The sequence below is a fragment of the Pseudomonas nitroreducens NBRC 12694 genome (assembly GCF_002091755.1).
In the GTDB taxonomy this organism is placed as follows: domain Bacteria; phylum Pseudomonadota; class Gammaproteobacteria; order Pseudomonadales; family Pseudomonadaceae; genus Pseudomonas; species Pseudomonas nitroreducens.
Genome location: NZ_BDAI01000002.1, coordinates 666,053 through 691,293, shown reverse-complemented (window position 1 = coordinate 691,293; position 25,241 = coordinate 666,053). Strand labels below are relative to the sequence as shown.

Here is a 25,241-nt window from a genome sequence, read left to right as displayed (position 1 = left end):
TCGAGGGCCGCGCGACCGAGGGCTGCCGGTGATCGCAGCCTTGGCGCCGCTGTATTTCGGCGAGTTCGCCAGTTACCGCGAGGTGCTGGTGACTCGCGACGATCCTCGCCCTTCGATACCGGCCCGCACGCTGCTCGAACGCGAGAGGCTCGACAGCGTGCTGCGCCGCTTCGACCCCTCCCACGCCGATGGCGATCGCCGCGCCCTGGCCTCGCAGTGGTCGAAGTGGTACCTGGTGCGGATCATCCCGCCGGCCGTTGCCGCTGCGCTGGTGCTCGGCCGCACGCTGCCGCTGGACTTCGACGACGTGGAAGTGGTGCTGGATGCCCAGGGCATTCCCGAGGCTTTCAAATTGCCGGGGGAGGGTGGGCCGTTCGCGGCGCTGCCGGGCGATCCGTTCCAGCGCTTCGCCCATCTGCTGGAAGGTCACCTGCAACCCTTCGTGCAGCGCCTCGCCGCCGAGGTGCGCCTGTCGCCCAGGGTGCTGTGGAGCAATGCCGGGAATTACTTCGAGTGGTTCATCGGCGAGATGGGCAAGCTAGCGCCGCTGGCTCCGATGCTGGGGCACGGTCGCGAGCTGCTGGAGACCGAGCGCCGGCCGGATGGCACGCGCAATCCGCTGTTCAAGCCGATCCAGTATATCGAGGTGTCCTGCGCGCAGCGCCCCGACGGGCTCTGGCGGCAGCGGCGGACCTGCTGCATTCGCTATCGGCTGGGGGAGATGGGCAATTGCGATAATTGCCCGTTGATCGACGAGCCGCCGGCGGAAACCAGCGATCTGTAATCGAACATTCCTGTCGCAGCCGCCCATGCCCGCGGCCGGCGTTTCCGCTCACCCGAGAATCACGCTGGCGCATGGACGCAGGATGGCGTGGAGCGTGGCGATACCCATCGATATCCACGCCCCCGCAGCATGGGTATCGCGGCAGATACGCTCGCCGGGGAGGCTGGCAGGGGGCGGTTCGCCCCCAATAGGGGCTTAACGCAGATAACTGATCGGCGAGCCATCCACCGGATTGCTCAGCACCCCCATGGGAATGCCGTAGATGTCTTCCAGCGTGTCCCCGCGCATCAGTTCGGCGGGCGAGCCCTGGGCCAGCAGGCGGCCGCCATGCAGGGCGATCAGGTGGTCGCAGTAACGCGCCGCCATGTTGATGTCGTGCAGCACCACCAGCACGCCCAGGCCCAGCTCGCGGCTCAGTTCGTGGACGCGGGAGAGCACTTCGACCTGGTGGGCGATATCCAGCGCCGACGTCGGTTCGTCCAGCAGCAGGTAGCGGCTGTTCTGCGCCAGCAGCATGGCCAGCCAGACGCGTTGGCGTTCACCGCCGGAAAGCAGGTCCACCGGGCGGTCGGCGAAGGCCTGGGTGTCGGTCAGCTCCAGCGCGCGGTCGATCTGCTTGCGGTCTTCGCCGGTCACGCGGCCCAGCGCGCCATGCCACGGGTACCGGCCGAAGGCGACCAGTTCGCGCACGGTCAGGCCGTCGGTCTGCGGCAGCTGTTGCGGCAGGTAGGCGACCTGCCGCGCGAAGTCGCGGTTGCCCCAGTCCTGCAGCGGCTTGCCGTCCAGGCGGATGCTGCCGCTGCTGGCCTGCTGCTGGCGGGCCAGCAGCTTGAGCAGTGTGGACTTGCCCGAACCGTTGTGGCCGATCAGGCCGATCATGTTGCCGTCGGCCAGTTGCAGGCTCAGCGGTTGCAGAAGGGTGCGACCGGGGACGCTGAAACTGACATTTTCCAGTTCGAACATGGGGTCATCCATCAGGGCGGCAAGGCCGGAAAAAGCGGGAGCCCGACTCTAATCCAATCGCTAATGCTTATCAATTTTCCAAGACCTTGCGGAACCGCCCGATCACTTGCCTGTCACTGTCCGAAAGCGCTTATGATTCAACGCTGTAATTGATCTGGTAGGGCCCATGGAGTCTGCTGTCGAACGCTACAAACGCCTGCTCGCCGAGGCCCTGGCGCGTTATTTCCCCCGCACCACCGAATACCTGCGCGCCGAACGCGAAGCGGCGCAGCCGCAGCCCCGTGGACGTGGCAAGACCAAGGGCAAAGCCAAGGCACCTGCCAAGCGCGCGGCGAAAACCAAGAAGGATGGCGAGGGGCCCGCGCCCAGGCGCCCGCGAACTCCGGCCGCAGCCGGTATCTACGGCACCGCCAAGGCGCCCGATGAACAGCTCGCCCTGGACATGCGCCAGCGAGTGGCCCAGGCTGCCGCCCACGGCGTGATCAGCCAGCCTTCGGACGAACAGTGGGCGATGATCCTCGCGCCCGAACCGCTGACCCGCATCTTCGCCGGCGCCGGTTCCGGCAAGTCGACGACGCTGGTCCTGCGCGTCGTCTACATGCTGTGCCACCTGGGCATCGAGGCCGAGCGAGTGACGGTGATTTCCTTCACCAACGCCTCCTGCGCCCAGCTGCGCGAGCAACTGGTGAACGTGCTCGGCTACTGGGGCCATCCCTTCGACGCTGCCCAGGCGCGTCAGTGTGTGCGTACCTTCCATTCGGCCATGGGCACGCTGGCGAAAGTCGCGCTGAAGAATCCTCGCTGGTTCGAGCAACTGGACGAGCGCACTCCGGCAGACGAACTGGACAACCCCTTGCTGGCGGGACGCCTGCGCCCGGCGCAACAGCGGCTGCTCAAGCAGGTCTACCAGCAGTGCTATGCCGACCAGCACGAATTCCGTGTCCTGGCACATCAGCTGCTGGAACTGCCGCCACCGCCTGAAGCCGGCGAGGATGGCAAGCCGCCGCGCATCGGCAAGGCGCCATTGAATGCCTTCAAGTTATCTGGAGAGTTCACCGCGCTGCCACTGTTCGAAGCCTTCTATGCCCAGGCCGGGTTCATCGAGAGCATCGGCCTGCGCATCGCCCAGCTGCAGCCGAAGAAGCTCGGCTGTCCGGCGCGCGAACGGCAGTTCGTCGAGGCGCTGCAACTGTTCTGGGTGGCCTTCGAAAACGCGCTGCAGGAACAGGGCCTGCTGACCTTCAACCTGGCCTTCCAGCGCCTCACCGACCAGCTCGGCGACGGCAAGCTGCCGGCCGCAGCCCTGGCGCCGTTCCAGCACCTGCTGATCGACGAGTTCCAGGACGTCTCGCCGCAGATCGTGCAGTGGCTGCAGGATCTGCATCGCGACCTCGCCAAGCGCGGCGAAGCCGTCAGTCTGATGGCCATCGGTGACGACTGGCAGTCCATCTATGCCTGGCGTGGCAGCTCGCCGGAGCTGTTCATGGACTTCGATCGCCACTTCCCCAGCAAGGGCCGGCGCAAGAGCCGCGTGCTGCTGCTGGAAACCAACTACCGCAGCATCGACCCGGTGATCCGCGACGGCGAGCGGGTGCTGGTGGGCGTGGCCAACAAGCAGGCCAAGACCTGCCGCGCGTTCAAGTCGGCGGAGGCGGGTGATCATGGGGTGAAGCTGGTGCAGCGCTTCGATGCGCGCAGCAGCTTGCCAATCCTGCTGGAGGAGATCCGCAAGCAGTGCGAGCACGTTGCCGCACGAGGATCGCGGGAGAAGACCGCCGTGCTGCTGCTCAGCCGGCGCAATGAAACCCTGCAAACGATCCTCGGCGAGCTGGACCGCAAGCTGCCGGTGAAGGGCATGACCATCCACCGCGCCAAGGGCCTGCAGGCGGAAGTGGCGATCATCGTCGACGACTGCGCGCCACCGGAAAAACATCCGCTGCGTAGCGCGCTGTACGCGGCTTCGGGCTTCTTCGCCAGCAGCTATGACCAGGCCCGGCAGGACGAGCAACTGCGCCTGGCCTACGTGGCGATCACCCGCGGCGTGAGCCGGGTGTTCTGGTTCACCCGCAAGGCGCAGGGACCGACGGCGATCCTGGCCATGCGGCGCAATGTAGAAGCCGCGCCCGCCTGAAGATCAATCGTCGCGGGTAAGGACTTCCAGCAGTTCGATCTCGAACAGCAGGTTGGAGTTGGGCTGGATGTGCGCGCCGACCTGCCGCTCGCCGTAGGCCAGGTGCGCCGGGACGAAGAGCTTGCGCTTGCCGCCGACCTTCATGCCCATCAGGCCCTGGTCCCAGCCCTTGATCACCCGGCCGGTGCCGATCACGCACTGGAAGGGGCGGCCCTTCTCGTAGGACGAATCGAAGACGGTGCCATCTTCCAGGGTGCCCTTGTACTGGGTGGTGATCAGGGCGCCCTTGACCACAGCCTTGCCGTCACCGACGACGATATCTTCGATCTGCAGTTCGTTGCTCATGGCGTTCTCCAGTGATGCGGTGCGGCGTCAGCGCCGCGAGGGCGTGCGTTTTCGCAGGAAAATCCGGCCTTGGCAAGCGGACCGCCAGGATCAGCCGCTGGCCATTTCCCCGAGAATCCATTCGCGGAAGGCTTTGACGCGCGGGTCGTCCGTGCTCGGCTGCGGATACACCAGGTTGTAGGCGTAATCCTCAGCGACGCGCACGCCCAGCTCGAACGGTTGCACCAGCAGGCCCTGCTCCAGTTCGCGGGCAACCATGGCCTGATCGGCCAGCCCGACCGCGCCGCCTTCCAGCACGGCCTGCACCACGTGGCTGGTGTCCTCGAAGGTCACGCAGTTGCCGGCGTCGAAGTCTTCCACGCCGGCTGCCGCCATCCAGCGCGACCAGTCCGGCCAGGCGGCGCCTTCGGTCTCGCACACCACATGGCACAAGGTATGGGCCTGCAGGTCGCGCGGCTCGCGCAAGGGTGGGCCTTCGCTGAGCAGGCTCGGGCAGCACACCGGCACTATCTGGGTATCGAACAGGCGCTCCGCGACCAGGCCGGGGTAGTGTCCGCTGCCGAAGCGGATGGCCAGATCGATGTCGTCGACGGCGAAATCCCGCAACTCGTCGCTGACGTCGAAACTGAGCTTCAACCCCGGATGCAGTGCGCGGAATTTCGGCAGGCGCGGCAGCAGCCAGTGCGTGGCGAACCGGGCTGTCAACGAGACCCGTAGTTGTTCCGACGTCCGCGCCAGCCGTCGGGCACGCACGGTGGCGCGGTGCAGCAGACCGAGGGACTCGACTGCCGCTTCGAGCAGCAACGCGCCCGCCGGGGTCAGCTGGATGCTGCGACTGGTACGCACGAAGAGGCCGAGGCCGAGCTGGTCTTCCAGCTCCTTGATCTGGTGGCTGACCGCGGCCGGCGTCAGGCCGACTTCTTCCGCCGCGCGGGTGAAGTTGAGGTGACGGCCAGCCGCCTCGAAGGTGCGCAGGCTGCGGATACCGGGAAAGGGGCGACTCATCGATCTTCAAATCCTGCTTGATGATCCGTCGAGAAATACTCGTTTCTCCTGGCTTCGTCAAAGGCCGATAGTGATCTCACCTGATGTTTAATTTGAAGATAACCGAGCAGAGGAAGCCACGCCATGTCAGCCGCCATCCATCCCTACATCACCCAGCGCAATGCCCAGCCGGCCAGCGCCGACGACCTCGCGCCCCTGGCTTTCGCCGGCTATGCGCATTTCACCGCCATGCAGGTTCGTGGCGGCGGCATTCGCGGCCTGGACCTGCACCTGGAGCGCCTGCGCAACGCTTCGCAGCGGCTGTTCGGCCAGAGCCACTCCGATGAGGAGATTCGTGCCGCCTTGCGTACCGCACTGGAGCAGGCGCCAGCAGACGTATCCCTGATGGCGACGGTCTACTCGCCCGCCGGGGAGTTCACCGTTGCCGGCCCTGAGCATCGCCCCGAGCTGCTGGTGCGCACCGCGCCGCCTTCGGATGGCCTGCAGGGACCGCTGGCGCTCGCTATTGCCGGGCACGAACGGGTGCTGCCGGAGATCAAGCACGTTGGCGAGATCGCCAAGACCTGGTATCTGCGCGAAGCGGTGGTCGCCGGCTTCGACGATGCGGTGTTCACCGACCATCGCGGGCGCTTCAGCGAAGCGACCATCTGGAATCTGGCGTTCTGGGACGGTGAAACCGTGGTCTGGCCGCGGGCGAAAATGCTTACCGGCACCACCATGGGCATTCTCCAGCGGCAACTGGAACGGCAGGGCGTGCGCCAGGTCACCCGCGCCATCGACCAGCAGAACCTGCCGCGCCTGACCGGTGCCGTGGTGATGAACTCCTGGACGCCGGCGGTACCGGTGAGCCGCATCGGTGATGTTGAGATCCCGCCGGCGCCGGAGTTCGTCGAGTTGCTGCGCAGCGCCTTCGAGGCAGAGCCGCGTGTTCAGCCATGAGGAGCCTCGCGGCGAAATTAGCTTCAGAGGGGCAGCGGGTCGCTGCGTTGGCGATGCCGTGCCGGCGCTGGCCGGTCGCAGCACAGGAACCGGCCGCGTCCTGGTTCCAGGCGTGGCTCGCCGTCATAGACCACTTCGCCGCGCGAGAGTGTGAGTGCCGGCCAGGCCCTCAGGGGCATGCCTTCATAAGGCGTGTAGTCGACGTTGTGGTGCAGCATCCGATTGTCCAGGCGCAGGTCCAGGCCGTCGTTCCAGATCACCAGGTCGGCGTCGGCACCCACGGCGATAGTGCCCTTGCGTGGCGCAAGCCCATAGAGCTGCGCCGCATTGCTGGAGGTCAGGGCAACGAACTGCTGCGCAGTGATGCGACCTGTCAGGACACCTTCGGACCAGAGCAGCGGCATGCGCGTTTCCACGCCGGGAATGCCGTTGGCGATGCGTTCGAACGAGACGTCCTCGCCGTGGGCTCGCTTGCCGTCCGGGCCGTCGTAGCAGAAGGGCGCATGATCGGAGGAGAACACCTCGAAAGTGCCATTCTGCAAAGCTGTCCAGATCACCGACTGGTTCGCCGCATCGCGCGGTGGCGGGCTGCAGATGCATCTGGCCCCTTCGAAGCTGTCGTCGCAGCCCAGCGCTTTGGCGGTGAGGAACAGATACTGTGGGCAGGTCTCGGCATACACCCGCAGGCCCTGGCCCTGCGCCCAGCGAATCTGCTCGATGGCTTCGCGTCCGGAGACGTGGACGATGAGGATGGGAACGTCCACCAGTTCAGCCAGCGCGATGGCACGGTGCGTGGCTTCGCGCTCCACCAGCATCGGCCGCGAAGTCGCATGGTAGCGAGGCGCCGTGCGTCCGGCCGCAAGCAGGCGCTCGGTCAGCCAGCCGATGCAGTCGCTGTTTTCAGCATGCAGCATGACCATTGCGCCGTGCTCACGCGCGACGCTGAGGGTCTCGAGAATCTGTCGGTCGTCGAGCTTGAGCGCGTCATAGGTCATGTAGATCTTGAAAGAGCTGTAGCCTTCTTCGATCAGCGTGGGTAACTCATCGCGCAGCACCGTTGGCGTGGGATCGGTCACGATCAGGTGGAAGGCGTAGTCGATAACTGCCTTTCCGTTGGCGCGGTGGTGGTAGTCCTCCACCGCGGCTCGCAACGACTGGCCCTTCTGCTGGCAGGCGAAGGGGATCACGCAGGTGGTGCCGCCACAGGCTGCCGAACGCGTGCCACTGAGAAAGTCGTCGGCCATTCGCGAGCCGTCGCCGGTGGGCTGGTCGAAATGCACATGGCTGTCGATACCGCCGGGCGTCACGTAGCGCCCGGCGGCGTCGATCTCGGCTGTCCCTGCGGGCAGCTCCAGGCCGAGCGCGACGATGCTGCCGTCGCGCACGGCGATGTCGCAGAAGAACTCGTCGGCGGCGGTCACCGCCCGTGCGTTGCGGATGACCAGGTCGAATGCCATCGCGCTTCCAGCGCCGGAGCCGGGCATGTCAGGAGCGCTCCAGCCAGGCGCGGGCGATCTGCTCGCGGGTGGTGAACCAGACGTCGCTGTGCTGTTGTGCGTACTCGATGAAACGCTTGATCGCCATTACCCGGCCCGGGCGGCCGACCATGCGTGGATGCAAGCCGATGGAGAGCATGCGCAGTCCCTGAGCCGATTCCTCGTAGAGCACATCGAAGCTTTCCTTCATGTATTCGAAGAAGTCGGAGGCCTGATTCAGTCCCGGCGTGTTCCAGTAACGGAAATCGTTGACGTCCGAGGTGTAGGGCACCACGAGGTGACGTTTTCCCTCGACTTCGACGAAGTACGGCACATCGTCGTTGTAGGCGTCCGAGTCATAGAGGAACCCGCCTTCTTCGGCGACCAGGCGACGGGTATGCACACTGGCGCCATAGCGGCAGTACCAACCCACTGGGCGCTTGCCGCAGGTACGCTCGAATGACTCGATGGCCAGGCGGATGTGTTCACGCTCCTGGGCTTCGCTCAGGCGGAAGACTTCTTCCCAGCGATACCCGTGGCTGCATATTTCGTGGCCGAGCTCGACGGCGGCGCGAGCGACGTCGGGGTTCTGCTCGAAGGCGAGGGCACAGGCGTGAAACGTGGCAGGTACGTCGGCCGCCTGCAGGATATCCAGGATGCGCCAGATGCCCACCCGCGAGCCGTATTCGTACATCGACTCCATGGCAAGGTTGCGCACGCCGGGCGGGCACTGATAGCTGCCCCATTCGGTCATCGACTCCTGGTCCGGGTCGCCCATGGCCAGGGAACGCTCGGAGCCCTCTTCGTAGTTGATCACCAGGCTGATCGCTAGGCGCGCGCCGTTCGGCCAGCGCCCGGTGGGGCGCTGGCGGCCATAGCCGACAAGATTGCGGGCAGGGTTGCTCATCCAGAGTTACTCCTGGCAGCGGCCACAGGGCCGCACCGTGAAAAGTGAGAAAAAGGGGGGTCAGCAGTCGATGTCTTCGAGTACCTGATGATCGATACTGCCGTCCGGAGCCTGGCGGTCCCTAAAGGCCAGGCCCATCGCCAGTGTCTGCGCCACGCAGAACGACGCAGTCAGTGAGCGGAAGCCGAGCAGTTCGGCATCGCTGACTTCAATCAGCACGCAAGCTCCCTGGGCGATCGGGCTGAGCAGGCTGTCAGTGATTGCCAATACCCTGGCACCGGCGGCAAGGGCCTGCTGGCAGGCCTCGACGGTGTCGCTGGCATAGGGTGGGAAGCTGACCGCCACCAGCACGTCGTCGCTTCGAATCGCGGCGACCTGTTCGCGCAGCGTTCCGCCGAAACCGCCGATATGCACCGATGGACGGCCACCGCGGCTGATCGCATAGCTCAGATAGCTGGCTACCGGAAGGGAGCGGCGCATCCCGATCACGAAGGCGGTGCGAGAGCTTTGCAGCAGCTCGATAGCCTCTTCGATGGCGGCTTGCTGCGTGCCTTCGGCCAGGTGTTCGAGCGAGACGATATTGGCGCGACTGAACTCGCGCAGGATGCCGCCGACATCGGTTGGATCCTCCAGCAACTGTTCGCCCTTGTGGTGGCGAATGCGCTCGCTGAAGCTGCCTTGGCCAGCTTGCTGCAAAGGCTCCTTGAAGAGCTTCTGCAGCTCGCTGAAGCCATTGAATCCCAGCGCCTTGGCCAGGCGGATGAAGGCCGTCGACGCAATCCCCGACTGATCGCTGAGCGCCGCAACGGTATTGAGCGCAACGTCATGGGGATGGTCGGTCAGGTAGCGTGCGGCGTCGCGCATGCGCTGGGTGAGGTCGGCCTGCTGGGCGACGATGGCGGCACGCAGTTCCGTGAGATTCTTCGGGGCAGACATAAGAGGCTCGGTCAGGTGGAGGACGTCGATCAGCGCAGGCGATCGAGCGCGCAGTCGAGATGGTCGACCAGTCGGTCGATCTCCTCGACGGTGTTGTAGTGGGCAATGGAAACCCGCACCACTCCGCCATGCTGCGTCAGCCCGAGATGTTCAATCAGGCGACGGGCGTAGAAGTCGCCGAAGCGGATGCCGATGCGGTGCTCGTCGATGGCGCGCACGATGCTTTCCGAGGATAGGCCGTCGGCAACGAAACTGATGGTAGGTACGCGCCCGCGGTCTTTCACCTGCGCCTTGCCGATAATACGCACCCCAGGCTTTTCGCGGAGGAACTGCAGCAGGCGCTCGGCCAGCAGGTCCTCCTGCTGCTCGAACGCGTCGAAGGCCGCCTGCATGATCTGCCGGGGGCTGCCCTGGGTGCCGAGCCGAGCACCGATATCCAGCAGATAGTCGTTGATGCCGGCACAGCCGAACGACAGCTCGTAGTTGAGGTTGCCCGGTTGCAGCTTGTAGGGCAGCACCTCACGGCCGATGAAGAAGTGATTTAGGCTCGGCAACTCGAGCAATGCGTCCCGCTGGCCCCAGAGCACAGCGAAATGAGGGCCGAACACCTTGTAGAAGCTGAAGACGTAGTAGTCCGCCGCGCTGGCCTGGACATCCACCAGACGGTGCGGCGCATAGGCGACGGCGTCGACACACAGCTTTCCGCCGACCGCATGGACACGTCGCGCGACCTCGGCTACCGGATTGACGCTACCCAGGATATTCGACGCATGGGTCATGCTGACGTAGCGGGTACGCGGGCTGAGCAGGCGGTCCAGGTCGGCCAGTTCCAACTCCTGGCTGGCGCTGTCCACGCTCCAGAACTTCAGTGTTGCGCCGCGCTCCTCGGCCAGTCGCACCCAGGGGCCGATGTTGGCTTCGTGGTCGCTGTTGGTGACGATGATTTCGTCGCCTGGCCCGATGCTCGGGGCCAGTGCGCGGCAGAGAATCTGCAGCAGATGGGTGGTCGAGCCACCCATGATCACTTCTTCGTGATGACGAGCGTTTATCAGTTGCGCGATGGCCCGGCGTGCTTCCAGGACCCGCTCGCCAGCCAGCGCCGAGCCACTGTAGGAGGCACCCAGTTGCACGCTGTTATTGAGCAGGTAGTCTCGCACCCGGTCGGCCACGCGGCCGAGCACGGCCGAACCACCGGCGTTGTCGAGATAGGCGAAACCATCGGCCAACATGGGGAACTGGGCGCGCACGTAATCCATGTCGAGCGCGTTATGACGAGGGGCAGAAGGCAGATTCACATCGGTGCTCCATTGTTCGGTGATGCAAGCTTCAGTGGTGCAGAATGGCTTGCAGGAAGGCTTGGGTTCGCGGCTCACGGGGCTGGGTGAAGAACGCTTCGGGCTCGTTCTCTTCGACGATGCGCCCGCTTTCCATGAAGATCACCCGGTCGGCAACGCGCCGCGCAAAGCCCATCTCGTGGGTAACCACGATCATGGTTACACCCGTGCGGGCCAGCGCCTGCATGACATCCAGTACCTCGCCGACCATCTCGGGATCGAGTGCAGAGGTGGGCTCGTCGAACAGGATGACCTTCGGTTCCATCGCCATGGTCCGGGCGATTGCTACGCGCTGTTGCTGTCCGCCGGAAAGTTGCCCCGGCAATTTGTGAGCGTGGCTGGCCATGCCGACCTTCTCCAGCAGCACACGGGCGCGGGCGTGGGCGTCGCGGCGCGACATCTTCCGTACGCGGATCGGCGCCAATGCCACGTTGTCCAGTACGCTCAGGTGCGGGTAGAGATTGAACCCCTGGAACACCATGCCGACTTCGCTACGGATGTGCGTGAGGCGCGGGCCTGCCTCGACGCGTTCGCCGGCGACCAGGATGTCGCCCTGCTGATAGTACTCCAGCAGGTTGATACAGCGGATCAGGGTGGACTTGCCGGAGCCGGAAGGCCCCAGGATCACCACCACTTCGCCTTCGACGACGTCGAGGTCGATGCCGTACAGCGCCTGGAACTCCCCATAGTGCTTGGACATGCGCTTGACCTGGATGATCGGCTTCATGCTGCTTTGCTCCCGCTGTGATTGCGCTGTTCGACCCAGCTAACCAGTTGCACCAGCGGCAACAGCAGCAGCAGGTACATGACGGCCGCACCGACCAGGGGTGTCGGGTTGGCCGCCAGCGCCTGTGCCTGGGTCGCCTGCTTGAGCAGGTCCGGCATCGCTACCACCGAGGCTAGCGCTGTGTCCTTCATCACGTTGATGCAGTTGCTGGTCATCGGTGGCATGACGATGCGCATTGCCTGCGGCAGGATCACGTCGCGCATGGTGTGGAAGAAGCCCATGCCCTGCGATGCAGCGGCCTCGAATTGGCCACGGGGGATGGCCTCGATGCCCGAGCGGAAGATTTCCGCGGCATAGGCGCAGGAAACCATGGACAAGGCTGCAGTGGCCGCGGCGAAGGACGACAGGCGAATCCCCATGAAGGGCAGTGCGTAGTAGATCAGCACCAGCAGCACCAGTAGCGGGATTGAACGCAGCACATCGATATAGACCCGCGCCAGTGCGCGCAGCGGTGTGAGCGCGTAGAGCCGGATCATCGCCAGAGCCAGGCCGCCGGCCAGGCCTAGCACAATGCTGAGGATACCCAGCATGACCGTCACGCCCAGCCCACGCAGCATCACCGGCAGGGCATCGACGAAGACGCCCCAGTTGAAGAAGGTATGTAGCAGTTCCATCGGGACTTCCTGAGCGAAGCGGCGCCGTTGGTTGCCGCCGCATGGCAGGGATGGTTTCAGCGAGGCGCGTCGACCACTTCCAGGGTGCTGGAGCCGGCAGTCGCATCGGCACCGAACCATTTCTTGTGCAGGTCGGCGATGAAACCGTCCTGCTTCATCGTGCTGATGATGTCGTTGAGCTGCGCGGAGGCCGGCCAGTTCTTCGCATGCATGATCGCGTAACGCTCACCGGTAGGGATGTGCGCGACCACGGCATACTGCGGCTTGTCCTTGATGTAGTAGAGGACTGCGGGGATGTCGCTGATATAGCCGTCGATTCGACCAGAGGCGAGATCGAGCATGGCCGGTGACAGACCCTCGTAGCGCGATACATCGCCAAACTTATACTGCGCGCTGTGCTGGCCGACCCACATGTCCCCCGTGGAACCTGTATCGACGCCGACGACTTTGCCGGGGAGGTCGTCCAGGCTCTTGATGGAGGAGGTCTTGAGCACCGACAGGGATTGGTCGCTGTCGTAGTACGGCTGGGCGAATCCAACCGACTCCAGGCGTTTGGGGGTGATGGTGATCGAGGAAATGGCCAGGTCCGCGCGTTGTGATTGAACGGCGCTGAAAAGGCCATTGAAGGGGATGTTGACGAACTCCACGGACTTGCCGGCGCGCTTCGCGGCTTCGCGTACGACGTCCACTTCGAAACCGACGATCTCACCCTTGGCATCCTGGAACTCCCAAGGCACGTTGCCGACGTTGGCGCCAACCGTCCAGTCAGCGGACCAGGCACAGGTGGCTCCGGTCGTGAAGGCTGCCGCCAGGGCGAAACCCACTACACACTTTGCTTTCATTGCTGCTCCCCTCGTTCTTGTTTTGAAGAAGCCTGCGATCCCGTCTGAAGGAATCTGCAATCGAGGTTAAGCGTGTAAATCAAATAATTCAATAAGTAATTTTTCTGAATTAAATGGTTCCATGGTGGTGCGTTGTGCCTGTTTGCGGGGCAGCCGCCGCAAGACTTCAGAGTCAGGCAGGACGTGTCCCGGAAGCCTCCCCCCATCGGGGCTGCACTTGAATGCAGCAGGGTTCTGCAAGCAGTCCGTGTGCCCGTGCGCTCTCACTTCAGGTGCGCGTCGAAGCCGTTCGCCTGCGGGGCGATCTCATCGCGCAAGGTCAGCGCCGGGATTTCATAGTCGCCGCCATTCTGCCGGCGGAAGGGGATGGGAGCCGCGGTCTGGAGCGTGTCCAGGCGCTCGCCGAGCTCCTGTTCGATCTGTCTGTAGCGCTCGCCATCCACCCGGCTGGTGCGGTAGACCAGGTATGGCGGCAGCACGTCGAAGCCGGGGTAATACAGCATGCCGTGGTGGATCGGGAAGAGCAGGTCGTCGATCGGGCCGTTGATGCCGCGCGGGCTGTAGTGCGACTCCCAGCCGCCGGTGGTGACCACCAGCATGGCGCGTTTGCCGGCGAGGTTGCCTTCGCCATAGCGGTCGCCCCAGCGGGCGTCGGAGTGCTCGCCGACGCCGTAGGCGAAGCCATAGGCGTAGACCCGCTCGAACCAGCCCTTGAGGATTGCCGGCATGCTGAACCACCAGAGCGGGAACTGCAGGATAACGGTGTCGGCCCAGCGCAGCTTTTCCTGTTCGGCGGCGATATCGATGCTCTGCCGGCCAGCGGCGTAGGCGCGCTTGGAGTCCAGCGAGGGGTCGAAACGCGCTTCGGGATCGCGGTCGAGGTTGTCGCAAGTGTCGAGCGGGGCCTTCCAGTTCATCGCGTACAGGTCCGAGACCTGCACGGCATGGCCAGCGTCCTGCAGGTGGCGCACGGCGAAGTCCTTCAGTGAGCCATTGAGCGAACGTGGTTCGGGGTGGGCGTAGACGATCAGTACGTTCATGAATGCCTTCCTGTGAGTCATCCGGTGGGAGGGGATGGGCGCAGGATGCGGATTGCCGGGGTATAGTTGAAATGAATATCAGGAATCCCAGGTATATCAATGAATAATCTGCGCAGGCTCGATCTGAATCTGCTGGTGACCCTCGACGTGCTGCTGCGCGAGCACAACGTCACGCGCGCCGCCGAGCAGCTGAATTTTTCCCAGCCCTCGGTCAGCGTGCACCTGGCCAAGCTGCGCGACATCTTCGACGACCCGCTGCTCCTGCCCGGCCCCCGCGGCATGCGCCCGACGGCGCGGGCAGAGTCCCTGCGCGAGCCCCTGCGCATTGCCCTGGAGGCCCTGGAGCAGGCGGTGACGCCATCAGCACCCTTTGATCCGACCATGGCGGACAACACCTGGCGCATCGCCGCGACGGACTACGGCGAATCCACCATCCTGTTGCCGGCCCTGAGCGCCATTCGCGGCAGCGCACCGGCCACTCGCCTGGCCCTGTTGGAGCTGTCGCCGCCGCGCATCGCCCGGCAGGCAGAGCAGGGCGAGATCGACCTGGCGTTCCACACTACAGAGGGCAGCCCGCCGAACATGCGCCGGCGCACGTTGTTCAGCGAGCGCTACGTGCTGGCCGGGCGTGCCGGGCACCCGAGGTTGAAGCGCAAGCCGAGCCTGGCGCAGTTCTGCCAACTGGAGCATGTGATGGTGTCGCCCGATGGCGGCGGCTTCAGCGGCGTGACCGACGAAGTGCTGGCAGCGGTCGGCCTGAGCCGGCGCGTGGCCTTGTCGGTGCCGCATTTCCTCTTCGTCATCTCGGCGCTGGCCAGCAGCGACCTGGTGGCCATGGTGCCGGCGCGGCTGGTGCGCAATAACCCGGCGCTGCGCGTGGTGGAGGCGCCGGTGGAAGTGCCGGGATACGAGATGTCGATGCTCTGGGACGAACGCTCGCACCGCGACCCGGCGCACCGGTGGTTGCGGGAGCAGATTGCCGCGGCAGTCTGAGCGTCGATGGCGCTCCTACAACCTGGCACGGTGCCTCAGGTCACTGCCCAAACCGCGTCTGCAGCAGATAGCGCAGCGAAGCCTCCAGCGTTTGCCCATGACTCATGCCGTCGAAGGCGTGGAACCGCGCCTGCATGCTGGGCACTTTGCCCACGCTTTCTACCAGTTGCTGGGCGGCGCGCGGCGCGCTGGGGGTGATGTCCTCGCGTGGCTTGAAGGGCTCCTTGCCGCCGCGCATCAGCAGCAGCTGCGCAGAATGCCCGGCCATGCGTTGGGCAAAGCCTTCCTGCTCCTGGAGGATGGCGCCATCCCCCCACCACAGCGAAGGACTGGCCGGTGCGTAGAAGCTGAACTGCTGCGGGCGCGTGAGCAGCGCGTGGAGTGTCAGCAGGCCGCCGTAGGAGTGGCCCCAGAGCGTCTGCTGCGAACGGTCGATGGGCGCCTGGGCGGCCACCGCCGGGAGCATGCGGTCGCGCATCAGGTCGAGAAAGGCATCGGCGCCGCCGCTGGGGTCGCCGGTGAGCGGGTCCTTCTGCTCGGCCAGTTGCGGGCGCGGCGGGGTGTAGTCGCGGGTGCGGCCGGCGCGGTCAATGCGCAGGGGCGTCTGGTAACCCACGGCAACCAGCAATGGCGCCTTGCCGTTGTTCAGGTCGTTGAGCAGCTTTTCGTCCAGTGCGCCGACGGCGGCGTTGCCATCGAGCATCCACACCACTGGATAACCAGCGGCCGGAGCAGGGTGGTTCGGCCGGGCAATCCACAGCTGGTAGTGACGCTGGCCATCGGCGGAATCGAGCTTCAGCTCGCTGAAGCGGTAGGCCAGGTCGCTGCGTTGCAGCAGGGTCGTGTCCATTTTCTGGTCGGGGGCAGGCGCGGCGTGCGCTGCCAGCCCCGGCACGGCGAATGCCAGTGCCAGGGCCAGGAGGCGAAATCTCATCAGGCTTTTCTCTAATCAAAACGACGCGGTGAGGCTGGTGTACAGCGTGCGGCCCGGTTCGTTGTAGGTGGCCGCGCCGGCACCCTCGATGCCATTCACGCCCTGGGCGTTGCCCTCGCGGAACAGGCGCTTGTCGAACACGTTGTCCACCCCGGCGGTGAAGCTCAGGTTCTTGGTGAACACGTAGGTGCCGCTCAGCCCGGCGATGGCGTAGGGCGAGAGCTGGTTGTTGGCGCTGCCGGTGACGCGGTCGCCGTGGTAGTCGTACTTCTTCGGCTTCTGCTTGCCGTACCAGGCGACGCTGGCTTGCAGCGACAGGGCGTCGGTGGCTTGCCAGTCGAGCATGGAGTTCAGGGTGTACTTCGGCGTCACCGAGAGCACGTCACCGGTTTCCTTGTTCTTCGATTGCAGCATGTAGGTGAAGTTGTTGCTCCACTTCAGCTGCTCCATCAGCGGGATGGTCAGGGTGCCTTCCAGGCCCTCGACCAGCGCCTTGGGCACGTTTTCCCACTGGTAGATCGCCGCGTTGGCGTAGCTGCCGGTGCCGCCGCTGGCCTGATCGATGGGCGACAGGCCCGACTCGATCTTGTTCTTGTAGTCGTTACGGAAGTAGGTCAGGCCGGCGATCAGGCCGTCCTGGTTGAACTCGATGCCCAGCTCCTTGTTGACGCTGGTTTCCGCCTTGAGGTCCTCGTTGCCCTGCAGGTAGCAGCTGGTGCTCTGGCCGTAGCAGCCCTGGCCGCGGCTGTAGAGCAGGTAGTCGGAGTTGAGCTGGTACAGGTTCGGCGCCTTGTAGGCGCGGGCGATGCCGGCCTTCAGGGTGACGCTGTCGGTGAGCGCGTGGGACAGGTTCAGCGACGGGCTGAAGTTGTCGCCGACGATGTTGTGGTGGTCCCAGCGCAGGCCCGGAGTCAGCATGGTGCCGGGCAACAGTTCGATGTTGTCCTCGGTGAACAGCGAGAAGATCTGTGCCTGCGAGGTGGTGTCACGGTTGCTGCTGGCCAGGCCCGGCACCGAGCCGCCTTCGCTGGTGGTCTGGGTGTTGGCGCTGGGGTCGTCGAGCTTCTGCTGCACCCATTCGCTGCCCAGGGTCAGGGTCTGGTCGCGCCAGGCGTGCAGCGGCAGGTTCACTTCGCCGTGAGCGGTGAGGTCGCGCAGGGTGGCGGTGTAGAAATCGGTGTTGCTGAAGATACCCTCGGTGCCGCCGGCCAGGCCTTCATTGATGCGGCTGTTGCGGGTCTTCTCGTACTGCAGGTAGGCCATGGAGCTGCCGAAGTCCCACTCGCCGCGATGGGTGATCGAGTAGTTCTCGCGGTACATGCGGTTGGTCTCGTGACCGAGCATGGACTTCACGTTGGCGTTGCTGTTGGTGTTCTGGGTATCGCCGGTGTAGATGTTGCCCTGGCGGCTGAAGCCGGCCTCGAAGTCGAGGGTCTGCTCGGGCGTCAGGTGCCAGCTGAGCAGGCCGTTGACGTCCTTGTTGCGCACGCCTTCGCGGCCGGCCGGCAGGGTGCCGACCTGGTTGCCGGTGCGGTTGGATTCGTGGCCGGCGTTGATGTCCCAGTCGTCCGAGTCGGTCTTGGCGACGTTGCCGTAGACGCGGTAGCTCAGGGTGTCGGTCAGCGGGCCGTTAAGGCCGAAGGTCATGCGCTGGGTGGCGCCTTCGTCCTTGTGCTGCGGGAAATTGCTGTAGACGGTGACGTCGCCGTGGGTTTCCTTGCCGGCCTGCTTGGTGATGATGTTCACCACGCCGCCCGCCGCGCCATTGCCGTAGCGCGCTGCCGCCGGGCCGCGCAGCACTTCGATGCGCTCCACCTGGTCGGCCGGCACCCAGTTGGTGTCACCGCGCGAGTCGCGCTCGCCGCGCCAGCCGTAGCGCACGGCATTGCGGCTGGCGACTGGCTTGCCGTCTACCAGGATCAGGGTGTTCTCCGGGCCCATGCCGCGGATGTCGATCTGGCGGTTGTTGCCGCGCTGGCCGCTGGTGGAGTTGCCGGTCAGGTTGACGCCCGGCATGGTGCGGATGATCTGCGACAGGTCGCTGGCCGGCGGGCGCTTCTTGATGTCCTCGGCGGTGATGATCGACACGCCCGGCATCTGCTTGGCTTCCTCCGCGGCGGTGGCGACGATGGTTTCGCTGTCGAACTCGACGACATCGGAATCGGCGCTGGCGGCCTGTACGGCGAAGGACAGCAGGCAGCTGGAAAGCAGCAGGAAGGGCGGAAAGAACTGCATCGGACGAGACGACATCGGTGATCTCCAGAGGAGGACGATTACTGAGAGATCACAAATGATAATGACTGCTATTTGCCAGTAAAGCGCATTAACTTTCTAAACACTTGCGATGGACTGTTGGCTCGGCGCTGCGGGCAGCAGCAGGTGCAGGCAGAGCCCGGCCTGGCCATTCTTCGCGCCGTTTTCGGCCCACAGGCGGCCGTCCGCTAGCTCGATACCGCGCCGGGCGATGGCCAGGCCAAGGCCGAAACCGCTGGACTCGGACGGCTGTAGCCGCTGGTAGGGCTGGAAGATGCGCTCAAGGTCAGGTTCGGCGACGCCGGGGCCATCGTCGCTGACACATAGATGCCAGAAACCGCCTTCGCGCCAGCCGTCCAGACGCACCTTGCCGTTGCGCGGGGAGTGGCGGATACCGTTGCGCAGCAGGTTCTCGATGGCCTGGGCGAAGCTGTTCAGGTGCACCTGCACCCTGCAGTCGGTGCCCAGCGAGCAGGGCAGACGTTCGACTTCCCAGCCACTTTCGAAGCAGGCGTCTTCGCGCAGCGCCTCCCACACCGACAGCACCAGCACCGGCTCACGTTCGAGCTGCGGGCGCTCGGTATCCATCCACGCCAGGTCGAGGGTGTCTTCCAGCAGGCGCTGCATATCGTTGATCTCACGGCCCAGCCGCTCGCGCAGATGCTCCGCCGGCAGGTCACTGTCATGGGCGATGCGCAGGCGCGCCAGCGGAGTGCGCAGCTCGTGGGACAGGGTGCGCAGCAGCAGTCGCTGCTGCGCAAGGCTGTGACGTAGCCGCTCGGCCATGTGATCGAAGGCCAGTGCCAGCTCGCCCAGCTCATCGCGGCGATTGGCCAGTGGCGTGCCGGGCATATCGCTGTCCAGATCGTCGGCGCGCAGGGCGTCAGCACGGGCGCGCAGGCGATTGAGCGGCAGCACCAGGTGGCGGTAGATCAGCAGGCCGAGGAGGGCGGCCAGCAGGGTCGGCACCACGCCGTGGCTGAACAGGTGCGTCCAGGGCGTCAGGCCGCCAGGTAGCAGCCGCTCGGGCAGTTGCATGACCAGCCGGCCGCGTTCGGGATGTGCGGGAAACTCGATGCTGACGTAGGGCAGCTCATCCTGCAGGCGTCGGCTCATCGGCCAGTCGAGCTTGCGCATGAACGTCAGGTGGCTGGATTCCGCCGCCGTCAGTGGCGTGGTGCCCAGGCTCTGCAGGTGGTCGCCGATCACCGCCACCCAGGTGTCTTCAGCGGCGGCCAACTCCCGGCGGAAGCGCTCGACACCTTCGGCGCCGTGCTGCTCGAAGACCATTTCCGCCTGCTCGGCATAGCGCGCGAGGTAGTCGCGATCGGCTTCGCCCAGGAAGTAGGTGCTGCGCTCCAGCGACAGGCCCCAGGTCCAGATCAGCCAGGTCAGCAGCAGGCAGAAGCCGACCTGCAGCGCGGCGATCTTCCATAGCAGGGGATGACGGCGCATCAGTGGCGTTCCGCGTCCACCAGGATGTAGCCCTGGCCGCGCACCGCCTGGATCTGCACCTGCAGCGCGCCGATGGCGGCCAGCTTGCGGCGCAGGTTGCAGACGTGCACGTCCAGCCCGCGATCGAGGCGCGTGTACGCGCGGTGCAGCACGCTCTGGTAGAGGAAACTCTTGCTCAGTGCCTCGCCGGCGTGGGCGTTCAGCGTGGCCAGCAGGCGATACTCGGAATGCGTCAGCCCTGCGTGCTCACCGTTGCGGGAAACGTCCTGCAGCTCATCGTCGAACTCCAGCGAGCCCTGCGGGCGAGGCACCTCGCGGGCACGGTCCAGACTGACCCGGCGCAGCAGCGCATCGATGCGCGCGTCCAGTTCCGCCAGGCTGAAGGGCTTGGGCAGGTAGTCGTCGGCGCCACGGGTGAAGCCGGTGATGCGGTCCTGCTCCGCGCCCAGGGCGGACATCAGCATGACCGGTGTAGCGCGTTGGCTGCGCAGGGTGTCGAGCAAAGAAAGCCCATCGACGCCGGGCAGCATGATGTCCAGCACGACCAGGTCGAAGTCGTTCTGGTGAACGGCGACGAGGCCATGGTCACCGTTGGCGCAGGTGGTGACGGCAAAACCGCGCTGACAGAAATGGCGTTCGAGGTCCAGGCGAAGACGGGAATCGTCCTCCACCAGCAGAAGCGAAGGGGACACGATAAACCTTGATGAGAGTTTCTTTGATGAGAATGTTTAGCATTTGCAAATATCTCATCTCTCCCGGTCACAAGGCAATGGCAATCTGCCGCGAGGCCCTCAGACCCAGCGTCGCACCCGACCGCAGAAAGCCTCGAACTCCGCGCCGAACAGCTCGCGCAACGCCCTTTCCTCGGGGCGGATCTGGAATCGGCCGATGTACAGCACGAAGGCTGCGACACCGAGCACCGCCAGTGCGGACCCAAGGAACACGCACAAGCCCAGCAGGATGATGGCGAAGCCCAGGTACATTGGGTTGCGGGTGTGCCGGTAGATGCCGGCGACCACCAGGGACGAGGCGCTCTCCGGTTTCAGCGGATTGACCGTGGTGCGTGCACGACGGAAAGACGCCACGCCAGCCAGACAGACCGCCGCCCCGGCCAGCACCACCAGCAGCGCCAGCCACAGGCGGCCACCCAGGGGCGCAATCGGGCGTACCGCCAGCCACATCAGCAGGCCGCTGATGATCGCCACCAGGGGCGGGGGAATGCGGTGTTCCAGCCAATCCATGCTCGGTCTCCGGGCCAGTGCGGCCAAATCCAGTGAGCTGCCAACACTAGCCCAGATTGCGTTCGCTGGCGCGCCTCAGCGCGGCCGACGCACCGCGCGGACCTTGCCGCTGTTGCCGCCGCCACAGTAGAAACGCTCGGCGCCGTCGGCTTCCAGGCCAGAAACGTGCACGCCCTCGGGCATGTCCAGCTGCTCCAGAACCTCGCCGGACTGCGGGTCGATGCGGCGTAGCTCGCTGTAGGTCGACTCCGGCTCCCAGGTGCCATGCCAGAGTTGTCCCTCGACCCAGGTCACGCCGGTGACGAAACGATTTGAATCAATCGTACGCAGGACTTCACCGGTTTCCGGGTCGATCTGGTGAATCTTCCTGGCGCGGTACTCGCCGACCCAGAGCGAACCCTCCGCCCAGGCCATGCCGGAGTCGCCGCCCTTGCCGGGTGCCGGAATGCTCGCCAGCACCTTGCCGCTGGCCGGGTCGATCTTCTGGATGATGCTTTCGCCGATCTGGTACAGGTACTTGCCGTCAAAGGCCGTACCGGCGTGGGCAGGAACTGCGATCGACGCTTCCAGCTCGCCGCTGGCGGGGTCCAGCCGTTGCAGATGGTCACCGGTGGCGATCCAGACGCGCTCGCCATCCCAGGTCACGCCGGCGACGGTCTCGACGCCGGGGTATGGGCCGTATTCCTGGAGTACTTCTGCGGGAGATTGCTTGTAGCGAGTCATGGTTTGGCCCTGCACGTTGTGGATGGGAGGCTTGAGCCTATTCAGGCGCCGAAGGGCGCGGGGAGTAACAAGGTCGTCGCGAATCCGGGCGCTGGCGGCAGCGTCCAGCGCCGCGCCCGGCCCTGGCCCAACGCCTGTACCCGCCCGGTTCTGGCCAGTGTTTCGAGCGTGCGCTGAACGCTGCGCTGGCTGCTGCCGAGCGCCATGGCCAGGGCCGAACTGGACCAGGCCTCGCCATCGCTCAGCAACGCCAGTACGTCGGCGTGGGAGTCCTCCAGCGGCGGCGCGAGGACAATCAGGCGGGTGGTCTTTTCGGGATACAGCGCGAACCCGCGCGGCGTCGCCGCTATCCGTGCCAGAGGCTGCCGCGCCAGTGGCTGCAGCAGGCGGCGCAAGCGGCCCATCTCCACCCGCAGGCGCGCCCGGTGGGTTTCGTCCGGGTGGCGGGTGCGGAACACCCGGGCGATCAGGTCTGCGCGTGATACATCGCCAGGCCAGGCTTCGGCCAGCGCGCGGGCCAGGGCAAAGAGCACCGGCCGGCTGGCCAGCGCCACAGGGCCGAAGCGGCTGCGGCAGGCATCCACCACCAAAGCGTCCGAGCCCAGCAGACTTTCCACTTCCTCCAGCGACAACAGGCGATCCGCTTGCGGCGAGATCAGTCGTGCGGCCGGTGCATCGAGCAGTCGCCCGGCCTGCTCGACCTCGGCGCACAGCGCCGGTATTCCGGCTTCCCTGGCCGCCAGGGCCGCAGCCCGCAGCGCCGCGCGCGCTTCGCCGGCACGCACCCGGCGCACGGCAAGGCCCGAGACGATGAGCCAGTGCACAGCACGCAATGGTGCCGGGATGGCGCTTGGATCAAGCGCCGCCAGCCGGCTTTCTGCCTCGTCAAGATGGCCGACCAGCAGCGCTCGGCGAATCAGCACATAACGCGCCTGGGCCGCGTTTCCCTCGTCGCCGTGAGCCTCCAGAGTCTTCGCGGCGTTTTCCATCGGCTCGGCCGGCCAATTCAGTTCGCGGCTGGCCAGCGCCACTTCCGCCTCGGCAACCCGGCAGCGCGCTCGCTCCATCGGCTCATGGGCGCCAAACGCGCGGCCGGCACGGCGGAGCAGGGCTCGGGCGCGGGGATAGTCGTTCAGTTGCGCCATGGCAATGCCGCGCAGGGCGAGAGCCGGCGGGTCTTCGCGCAGTGCCACGCGGTTCAACGCGCCCAGCGGATCGCCCGCTGCCAAAGCGCGGGCAGCCGCGGTGATCAGCGAATCCATGTAAATCCCGCCACCTTTGTCACTCCCGTCGACGTCGGCCCGCTGCCTAGTCTAAGCCATGCCCACCGAACCGCCGCTGGCGGAGGAGAACTGCCATGACTGCCCATTCCATCGGCACCCGCGAAGAATGGCTGGCCGCACGCCTGGAGCTGCTGGCCGAGGAAAAGGCGCTGACCCGGCGCAGCGACGAGCTGGCCCGCAAGCGCCAGGCGCTGCCCTGGGTGCTGATCGACAAGGACTACCGCTTCGACACCGAACAGGGCCCTGCAAGCCTTCAGGAGCTGTTTGCCGGCCGCTCGCAGTTGCTGGTCTACCATTTCATGTTCGGTCCGGACTACCGAGCCGGCTGCCCGTCCTGCTCGAACATCGCCGACGGTTTCGACGGCTACGCCAGCCACCTGGCGAACCACGACGTCAGCCTGGTGGCGGTGTCCCGCGCACCGCTGGAAAGGCTGCTGGGGTATCGGCGACGCATGGGCTGGAGCTTCCCCTGGGCGTCATCCCACGGCAGCGGCTTCAACTACGACTTCAACGTATCCTTCACCGAAGCACAGCAGCGCGGCGGGGAAGTCGACTACAACTTCCGCCGCGAAGGCCCGGCCAAGGGGCCGGCACCGGCACCCGTCGTGGAAACCGCCGCCTGCTGCGGCACCGATGTGGCGACTTTTACCCGTGATCTGCCCGGCATGAGCAGCTTCGTTCGCGAAGGCGACCACATCTATCACTGCTACTCCACCTACGCCCGCGGCCTGGATACCCTCTGGGGCCTGTTCCAGTGGCTCGACCGCGCGCCACGCGGGCGCAACGAGCAGGGCATGTGGTGGCGCCGGCACGATGAGTACTGAGGCTCACACGGGCTTGCGATAAGCCGGCCGCAGCCTCGCCACCAACGCCGCCGTCAGGTCCAGCGCCGAGCACAGCAGGAAGTAGAGCAGGGCGACGAACAGGAAGACTTCCGTGGGATGCACCATCACCCGGTTGCTCACCTGGGTGGCGACGAAGGACAGCTCGCCCACGCCGATCACGTAGGCCAGCGAAGTGTCCTTGATCAGCGAGACCCATTGGTTGAGAAAGGACGGCAGCATGATCGGCAGCGCCTGCGGCAGGATCACCAGGGTGAGCACCTGCCATGGGCGCAGGCCCAGCGCGCGGGCGGCGTCCCACTGGCCCTTGGGCAGGCTTTCGATACCCGCGTGCACCGAGTGCGCCAGATAGGGCCCGCCGATCAGCGACAGGGCGCAGACCACCGTGCCCAGTGCAGGCACGTCGATGTGCAGAACGATGGGCAGCAGGAAGTAGACCCAGAAGATCAGCATCAGCACCGGGATGGCGCGGAAGAAACCGAGGAACGCCACCAGCAGCAGGCGCGGTTTGCCACTCAATACCGACAACGCGATGCCCAGTGCCAGGCCGATCACCGCTGAGGCAAGGCCGGAGGCCAGGGCAAGGATCACCGTGAGTGCCGCGCCGCCGAGCGGGCCGTCCGGGTAGGCGCCGATGAGGAAATAGGACAGGTTGTCCGAGATCACCGAGAAATCCATGTCAGGCCCCCTGGCGATAGCGGCGGGTCTGCTGGATCGCCTGGCCCAGCGCCTCGATCAGCGCGATGGCGCCGATGTACAGCAGGGTGGCGATGCCGAACGCCTGGAAGGTCTTGAAGGTCTGCGTCTCCACCTGTCGCGAGGCGTAGGACAGCTCCGCCAGGCCGATGGCCATGGCCAGCGAGGAGTTTTTCAGGGCGTTCATGTACTGGCCCATCAGCGGGGGCAGTGCAGTGCGCAGCGCCTGCGGCAGGATCACCCAGCGCCAAACCTGTATCGGGCGAAGGCCCAGCGCCATGCCGGCTTCACGCTGTTGTGCACTGACCGAGGCAATACCGGCGCGGAACTCCTCGGCAATGAACGCCGTGGTGTAGAGCGTCAGCCCCCACGCGGCGGCGAGAAACTCGAACGACGGCCATGCGAGCCAGCCCAGCTCGTGGGGTGAGTTGAGCCAGAACACCAGCTCCTCCGGGAGTAGCGCGGGCACGCCGAAATACCAAAAGAACAGCTGCACCAGCAGCGGCGTGTTGCGCAACAGCGCGAGATAAGCCCGCGCCGGCCACGACAGCCAGCGCGATTTCGCCTGCCGGGCAATGGCCAGCGGCGCGCCGAGCAGGGTGGCAAGTACGCAGCAGAACAGGGAGATAGCAAGGGTGAGCAGAAAGCCGTCGAGCAACCAGCGCAGGTAGGTCGGGGCGAGCAGTTCGCCGAACATGTCACGAATCCATCAGTGGAAG

25 protein-coding genes are annotated in these 25,241 nt (G+C 65.5%); 5 read left to right on the top strand and 20 right to left on the bottom strand.

Features of this window, described 5'->3' with window-relative positions:
• Positions 1 to 28 precede the first annotated feature (28 nt).
• Complete coding sequence (gene fhuF, locus PNI01S_RS08995) at positions 29 to 784, top strand: siderophore-iron reductase FhuF (protein ID WP_084357926.1); 756 nt, start codon at positions 29 to 31, stop codon at positions 782 to 784.
• A gap of 195 nt (positions 785 to 979) precedes the next feature.
• Here the strand turns inward: fhuF and PNI01S_RS08990 are convergent, their stop codons facing one another.
• Positions 980 to 1,747 (bottom strand): ATP-binding cassette domain-containing protein, encoded by a 768-nt coding sequence (locus PNI01S_RS08990; protein WP_024766478.1) that lies wholly within the window; start codon positions 1,745 to 1,747, stop codon positions 980 to 982.
• Positions 1,748 to 1,913: 166 nt separating this feature from the next.
• Here PNI01S_RS08990 and PNI01S_RS08985 point away from each other — a divergent pair, with 166 nt between their 5' ends.
• The gene (locus tag PNI01S_RS08985; RefSeq protein ID WP_084357924.1) at positions 1,914 to 3,878 is read left to right on the top strand and encodes a DEAD/DEAH box helicase; all 1,965 of its coding nucleotides are present in this window, start codon (positions 1,914 to 1,916) and stop codon (positions 3,876 to 3,878) included.
• 3 nt (positions 3,879 to 3,881) lie between these two features.
• Here the strand turns inward: PNI01S_RS08985 and PNI01S_RS08980 are convergent, their stop codons facing one another.
• Together PNI01S_RS08980 and gcvA are read right to left on the bottom strand one after the other, a co-directional pair.
• The gene (locus PNI01S_RS08980; protein ID WP_084357922.1) at positions 3,882 to 4,223 is read right to left on the bottom strand and encodes an FKBP-type peptidyl-prolyl cis-trans isomerase; all 342 of its coding nucleotides are present in this window, start codon (positions 4,221 to 4,223) and stop codon (positions 3,882 to 3,884) included.
• Between the two features lie 90 nt (positions 4,224 to 4,313).
• Positions 4,314 to 5,228, bottom strand: a complete 915-nt coding sequence (gene gcvA / locus PNI01S_RS08975; protein WP_037009974.1) for a transcriptional regulator GcvA — start codon at positions 5,226 to 5,228, stop codon at positions 4,314 to 4,316.
• 123 nt (positions 5,229 to 5,351) lie between these two features.
• On the opposite strand from gcvA, the gene PNI01S_RS08970 reads away from it, so the two are divergent.
• Positions 5,352 to 6,167, top strand: a complete 816-nt coding sequence (locus PNI01S_RS08970; RefSeq protein ID WP_084357920.1) for an aminotransferase class IV family protein — start codon at positions 5,352 to 5,354, stop codon at positions 6,165 to 6,167.
• 23 nt (positions 6,168 to 6,190) lie between these two features.
• Here PNI01S_RS08970 and hydA read toward each other — a convergent pair whose 3' ends face one another.
• The 8 genes from hydA to PNI01S_RS08930 form a co-directional block, all read right to left on the bottom strand.
• On the bottom strand, positions 6,191 to 7,624 hold the full coding sequence (gene hydA, locus PNI01S_RS08965) for a dihydropyrimidinase (protein WP_084357918.1): 1,434 nt from the start codon (positions 7,622 to 7,624) through the stop codon (positions 6,191 to 6,193).
• Positions 7,625 to 7,652: 28 nt separating this feature from the next.
• Positions 7,653 to 8,549, bottom strand: coding sequence for an allantoinase PuuE (locus PNI01S_RS08960; RefSeq protein WP_084357916.1), 897 nt, complete (start codon positions 8,547 to 8,549; stop codon positions 7,653 to 7,655).
• A 60-nt stretch (positions 8,550 to 8,609) separates the two neighbouring features.
• On the bottom strand, positions 8,610 to 9,485 hold the full coding sequence (locus PNI01S_RS08955; RefSeq protein ID WP_084357914.1) for a MurR/RpiR family transcriptional regulator: 876 nt from the start codon (positions 9,483 to 9,485) through the stop codon (positions 8,610 to 8,612).
• 29 nt (positions 9,486 to 9,514) lie between these two features.
• The gene (locus PNI01S_RS08950; protein ID WP_256576575.1) at positions 9,515 to 10,780 is read right to left on the bottom strand and encodes a cysteine desulfurase-like protein; all 1,266 of its coding nucleotides are present in this window, start codon (positions 10,778 to 10,780) and stop codon (positions 9,515 to 9,517) included.
• A 31-nt stretch (positions 10,781 to 10,811) separates the two neighbouring features.
• On the bottom strand, positions 10,812 to 11,546 hold the full coding sequence (locus PNI01S_RS08945) for an amino acid ABC transporter ATP-binding protein (protein WP_084357911.1): 735 nt from the start codon (positions 11,544 to 11,546) through the stop codon (positions 10,812 to 10,814).
• Positions 11,543 to 12,220: an amino acid ABC transporter permease gene (locus PNI01S_RS08940; protein WP_084357909.1), complete on the bottom strand. Its 678-nt coding sequence runs from the start codon at positions 12,218 to 12,220 to the stop codon at positions 11,543 to 11,545. The genes PNI01S_RS08945 and PNI01S_RS08940 overlap by 4 nt, the downstream gene beginning before the upstream one ends.
• 56 nt (positions 12,221 to 12,276) lie before the next feature.
• Positions 12,277 to 13,062 (bottom strand): transporter substrate-binding domain-containing protein, encoded by a 786-nt coding sequence (locus tag PNI01S_RS08935; protein ID WP_084357907.1) that lies wholly within the window; start codon positions 13,060 to 13,062, stop codon positions 12,277 to 12,279.
• 263 nt (positions 13,063 to 13,325) lie between these two features.
• Positions 13,326 to 14,102 (bottom strand): NAD(P)H-dependent oxidoreductase, encoded by a 777-nt coding sequence (locus PNI01S_RS08930; protein WP_084357905.1) that lies wholly within the window; start codon positions 14,100 to 14,102, stop codon positions 13,326 to 13,328.
• A 99-nt stretch (positions 14,103 to 14,201) separates the two neighbouring features.
• Here PNI01S_RS08930 and PNI01S_RS08925 point away from each other — a divergent pair, with 99 nt between their 5' ends.
• Complete coding sequence (locus PNI01S_RS08925) at positions 14,202 to 15,095, top strand: LysR family transcriptional regulator (RefSeq protein ID WP_084357904.1); 894 nt, start codon at positions 14,202 to 14,204, stop codon at positions 15,093 to 15,095.
• A gap of 40 nt (positions 15,096 to 15,135) precedes the next feature.
• Here the strand turns inward: PNI01S_RS08925 and PNI01S_RS08920 are convergent, their stop codons facing one another.
• The 7 genes from PNI01S_RS08920 to PNI01S_RS08890 form a co-directional block, all read right to left on the bottom strand.
• Positions 15,136 to 16,029 (bottom strand): alpha/beta hydrolase, encoded by an 894-nt coding sequence (locus tag PNI01S_RS08920; protein ID WP_065085267.1) that lies wholly within the window; start codon positions 16,027 to 16,029, stop codon positions 15,136 to 15,138.
• Between the two features lie 15 nt (positions 16,030 to 16,044).
• Positions 16,045 to 18,279 carry a TonB-dependent siderophore receptor gene (locus tag PNI01S_RS08915; RefSeq protein ID WP_084357902.1) on the bottom strand — a complete coding sequence of 745 codons (2,235 nt, stop codon included), beginning with the start codon at positions 18,277 to 18,279 and terminating at the stop codon, positions 16,045 to 16,047.
• An 81-nt stretch (positions 18,280 to 18,360) separates the two neighbouring features.
• A complete protein-coding gene (locus tag PNI01S_RS08910; protein ID WP_065085269.1) occupies positions 18,361 to 19,737 on the bottom strand; it encodes a HAMP domain-containing sensor histidine kinase in 1,377 nt (458 codons plus the stop codon).
• A complete protein-coding gene (locus PNI01S_RS08905; protein ID WP_084357900.1) occupies positions 19,737 to 20,429 on the bottom strand; it encodes a response regulator transcription factor in 693 nt (230 codons plus the stop codon). Before PNI01S_RS08905 ends, PNI01S_RS08910 begins: the two co-directional genes overlap by 1 nt.
• Positions 20,430 to 20,528: 99 nt before the next feature.
• Positions 20,529 to 20,978: a methyltransferase family protein gene (locus tag PNI01S_RS08900; protein ID WP_084357898.1), complete on the bottom strand. Its 450-nt coding sequence runs from the start codon at positions 20,976 to 20,978 to the stop codon at positions 20,529 to 20,531.
• A gap of 75 nt (positions 20,979 to 21,053) precedes the next feature.
• Positions 21,054 to 21,701 carry a Vgb family protein gene (locus PNI01S_RS08895; protein WP_084357896.1) on the bottom strand — a complete coding sequence of 216 codons (648 nt, stop codon included), beginning with the start codon at positions 21,699 to 21,701 and terminating at the stop codon, positions 21,054 to 21,056.
• A 41-nt stretch (positions 21,702 to 21,742) separates the two neighbouring features.
• A complete protein-coding gene (locus tag PNI01S_RS08890) occupies positions 21,743 to 22,963 on the bottom strand; it encodes a winged helix-turn-helix domain-containing protein (protein ID WP_084357894.1) in 1,221 nt (406 codons plus the stop codon).
• Positions 22,964 to 23,058: 95 nt separating this feature from the next.
• On the opposite strand from PNI01S_RS08890, the gene PNI01S_RS08885 reads away from it, so the two are divergent.
• Entirely contained in the window at positions 23,059 to 23,808 is a 750-nt protein-coding gene (locus tag PNI01S_RS08885; RefSeq protein WP_084357892.1) for a DUF899 domain-containing protein, read from the top strand.
• A gap of 3 nt (positions 23,809 to 23,811) precedes the next feature.
• On the opposite strand, the gene PNI01S_RS08880 is transcribed toward PNI01S_RS08885, so the two are convergent.
• Both PNI01S_RS08880 and PNI01S_RS08875 read right to left on the bottom strand, forming a co-directional pair.
• Positions 23,812 to 24,504 carry an amino acid ABC transporter permease gene (locus PNI01S_RS08880; RefSeq protein WP_084357891.1) on the bottom strand — a complete coding sequence of 231 codons (693 nt, stop codon included), beginning with the start codon at positions 24,502 to 24,504 and terminating at the stop codon, positions 23,812 to 23,814.
• Position 24,505: 1 nt separating this feature from the next.
• Positions 24,506 to 25,219, bottom strand: a complete 714-nt coding sequence (locus PNI01S_RS08875) for an amino acid ABC transporter permease (protein WP_024767202.1) — start codon at positions 25,217 to 25,219, stop codon at positions 24,506 to 24,508.
• Positions 25,220 to 25,241 lie beyond the last annotated feature (22 nt).

What these genes read in the sequence shown, in the direction of transcription:
- PNI01S_RS08990 (WP_024766478.1), bottom strand. Translation starts at nt 1,747, where the DNA reads ATGTTCGAACTGGAAAATGTCAGTTTCAGCGTCCCCGGTCGCACCCTT.
- PNI01S_RS08985 (WP_084357924.1), top strand. Translation starts at nt 1,914, where the DNA reads ATGGAGTCTGCTGTCGAACGCTACAAACGCCTGCTCGCCGAGGCCCTG.
- PNI01S_RS08980 (WP_084357922.1), bottom strand. Translation starts at nt 4,223, where the DNA reads ATGAGCAACGAACTGCAGATCGAAGATATCGTCGTCGGTGACGGCAAG.
- gcvA (WP_037009974.1), bottom strand. Translation starts at nt 5,228, where the DNA reads ATGAGTCGCCCCTTTCCCGGTATCCGCAGCCTGCGCACCTTCGAGGCG.
- PNI01S_RS08970 (WP_084357920.1), top strand. Translation starts at nt 5,352, where the DNA reads ATGTCAGCCGCCATCCATCCCTACATCACCCAGCGCAATGCCCAGCCG.
- hydA (WP_084357918.1), bottom strand. Translation starts at nt 7,624, where the DNA reads ATGGCATTCGACCTGGTCATCCGCAACGCACGGGCGGTGACCGCCGCC.
- PNI01S_RS08960 (WP_084357916.1), bottom strand. Translation starts at nt 8,549, where the DNA reads ATGAGCAACCCTGCCCGCAATCTTGTCGGCTATGGCCGCCAGCGCCCC.
- PNI01S_RS08955 (WP_084357914.1), bottom strand. Translation starts at nt 9,485, where the DNA reads ATGTCTGCCCCGAAGAATCTCACGGAACTGCGTGCCGCCATCGTCGCC.
- PNI01S_RS08945 (WP_084357911.1), bottom strand. Translation starts at nt 11,546, where the DNA reads ATGAAGCCGATCATCCAGGTCAAGCGCATGTCCAAGCACTATGGGGAG.
- PNI01S_RS08940 (WP_084357909.1), bottom strand. Translation starts at nt 12,220, where the DNA reads ATGGAACTGCTACATACCTTCTTCAACTGGGGCGTCTTCGTCGATGCC.
- PNI01S_RS08935 (WP_084357907.1), bottom strand. Translation starts at nt 13,062, where the DNA reads ATGAAAGCAAAGTGTGTAGTGGGTTTCGCCCTGGCGGCAGCCTTCACG.
- PNI01S_RS08930 (WP_084357905.1), bottom strand. Translation starts at nt 14,102, where the DNA reads ATGAACGTACTGATCGTCTACGCCCACCCCGAACCACGTTCGCTCAAT.
- PNI01S_RS08925 (WP_084357904.1), top strand. Translation starts at nt 14,202, where the DNA reads ATGAATAATCTGCGCAGGCTCGATCTGAATCTGCTGGTGACCCTCGAC.
- PNI01S_RS08920 (WP_065085267.1), bottom strand. Translation starts at nt 16,029, where the DNA reads ATGAGATTTCGCCTCCTGGCCCTGGCACTGGCATTCGCCGTGCCGGGG.
- PNI01S_RS08915 (WP_084357902.1), bottom strand. Translation starts at nt 18,279, where the DNA reads ATGTCGTCTCGTCCGATGCAGTTCTTTCCGCCCTTCCTGCTGCTTTCC.
- PNI01S_RS08910 (WP_065085269.1), bottom strand. Translation starts at nt 19,737, where the DNA reads ATGCGCCGTCATCCCCTGCTATGGAAGATCGCCGCGCTGCAGGTCGGC.
- PNI01S_RS08900 (WP_084357898.1), bottom strand. Translation starts at nt 20,978, where the DNA reads ATGGATTGGCTGGAACACCGCATTCCCCCGCCCCTGGTGGCGATCATC.
- PNI01S_RS08895 (WP_084357896.1), bottom strand. Translation starts at nt 21,701, where the DNA reads ATGACTCGCTACAAGCAATCTCCCGCAGAAGTACTCCAGGAATACGGC.
- PNI01S_RS08890 (WP_084357894.1), bottom strand. Translation starts at nt 22,963, where the DNA reads ATGGATTCGCTGATCACCGCGGCTGCCCGCGCTTTGGCAGCGGGCGAT.
- PNI01S_RS08885 (WP_084357892.1), top strand. Translation starts at nt 23,059, where the DNA reads ATGACTGCCCATTCCATCGGCACCCGCGAAGAATGGCTGGCCGCACGC.
- PNI01S_RS08880 (WP_084357891.1), bottom strand. Translation starts at nt 24,504, where the DNA reads ATGGATTTCTCGGTGATCTCGGACAACCTGTCCTATTTCCTCATCGGC.
- PNI01S_RS08875 (WP_024767202.1), bottom strand. Translation starts at nt 25,219, where the DNA reads ATGTTCGGCGAACTGCTCGCCCCGACCTACCTGCGCTGGTTGCTCGAC.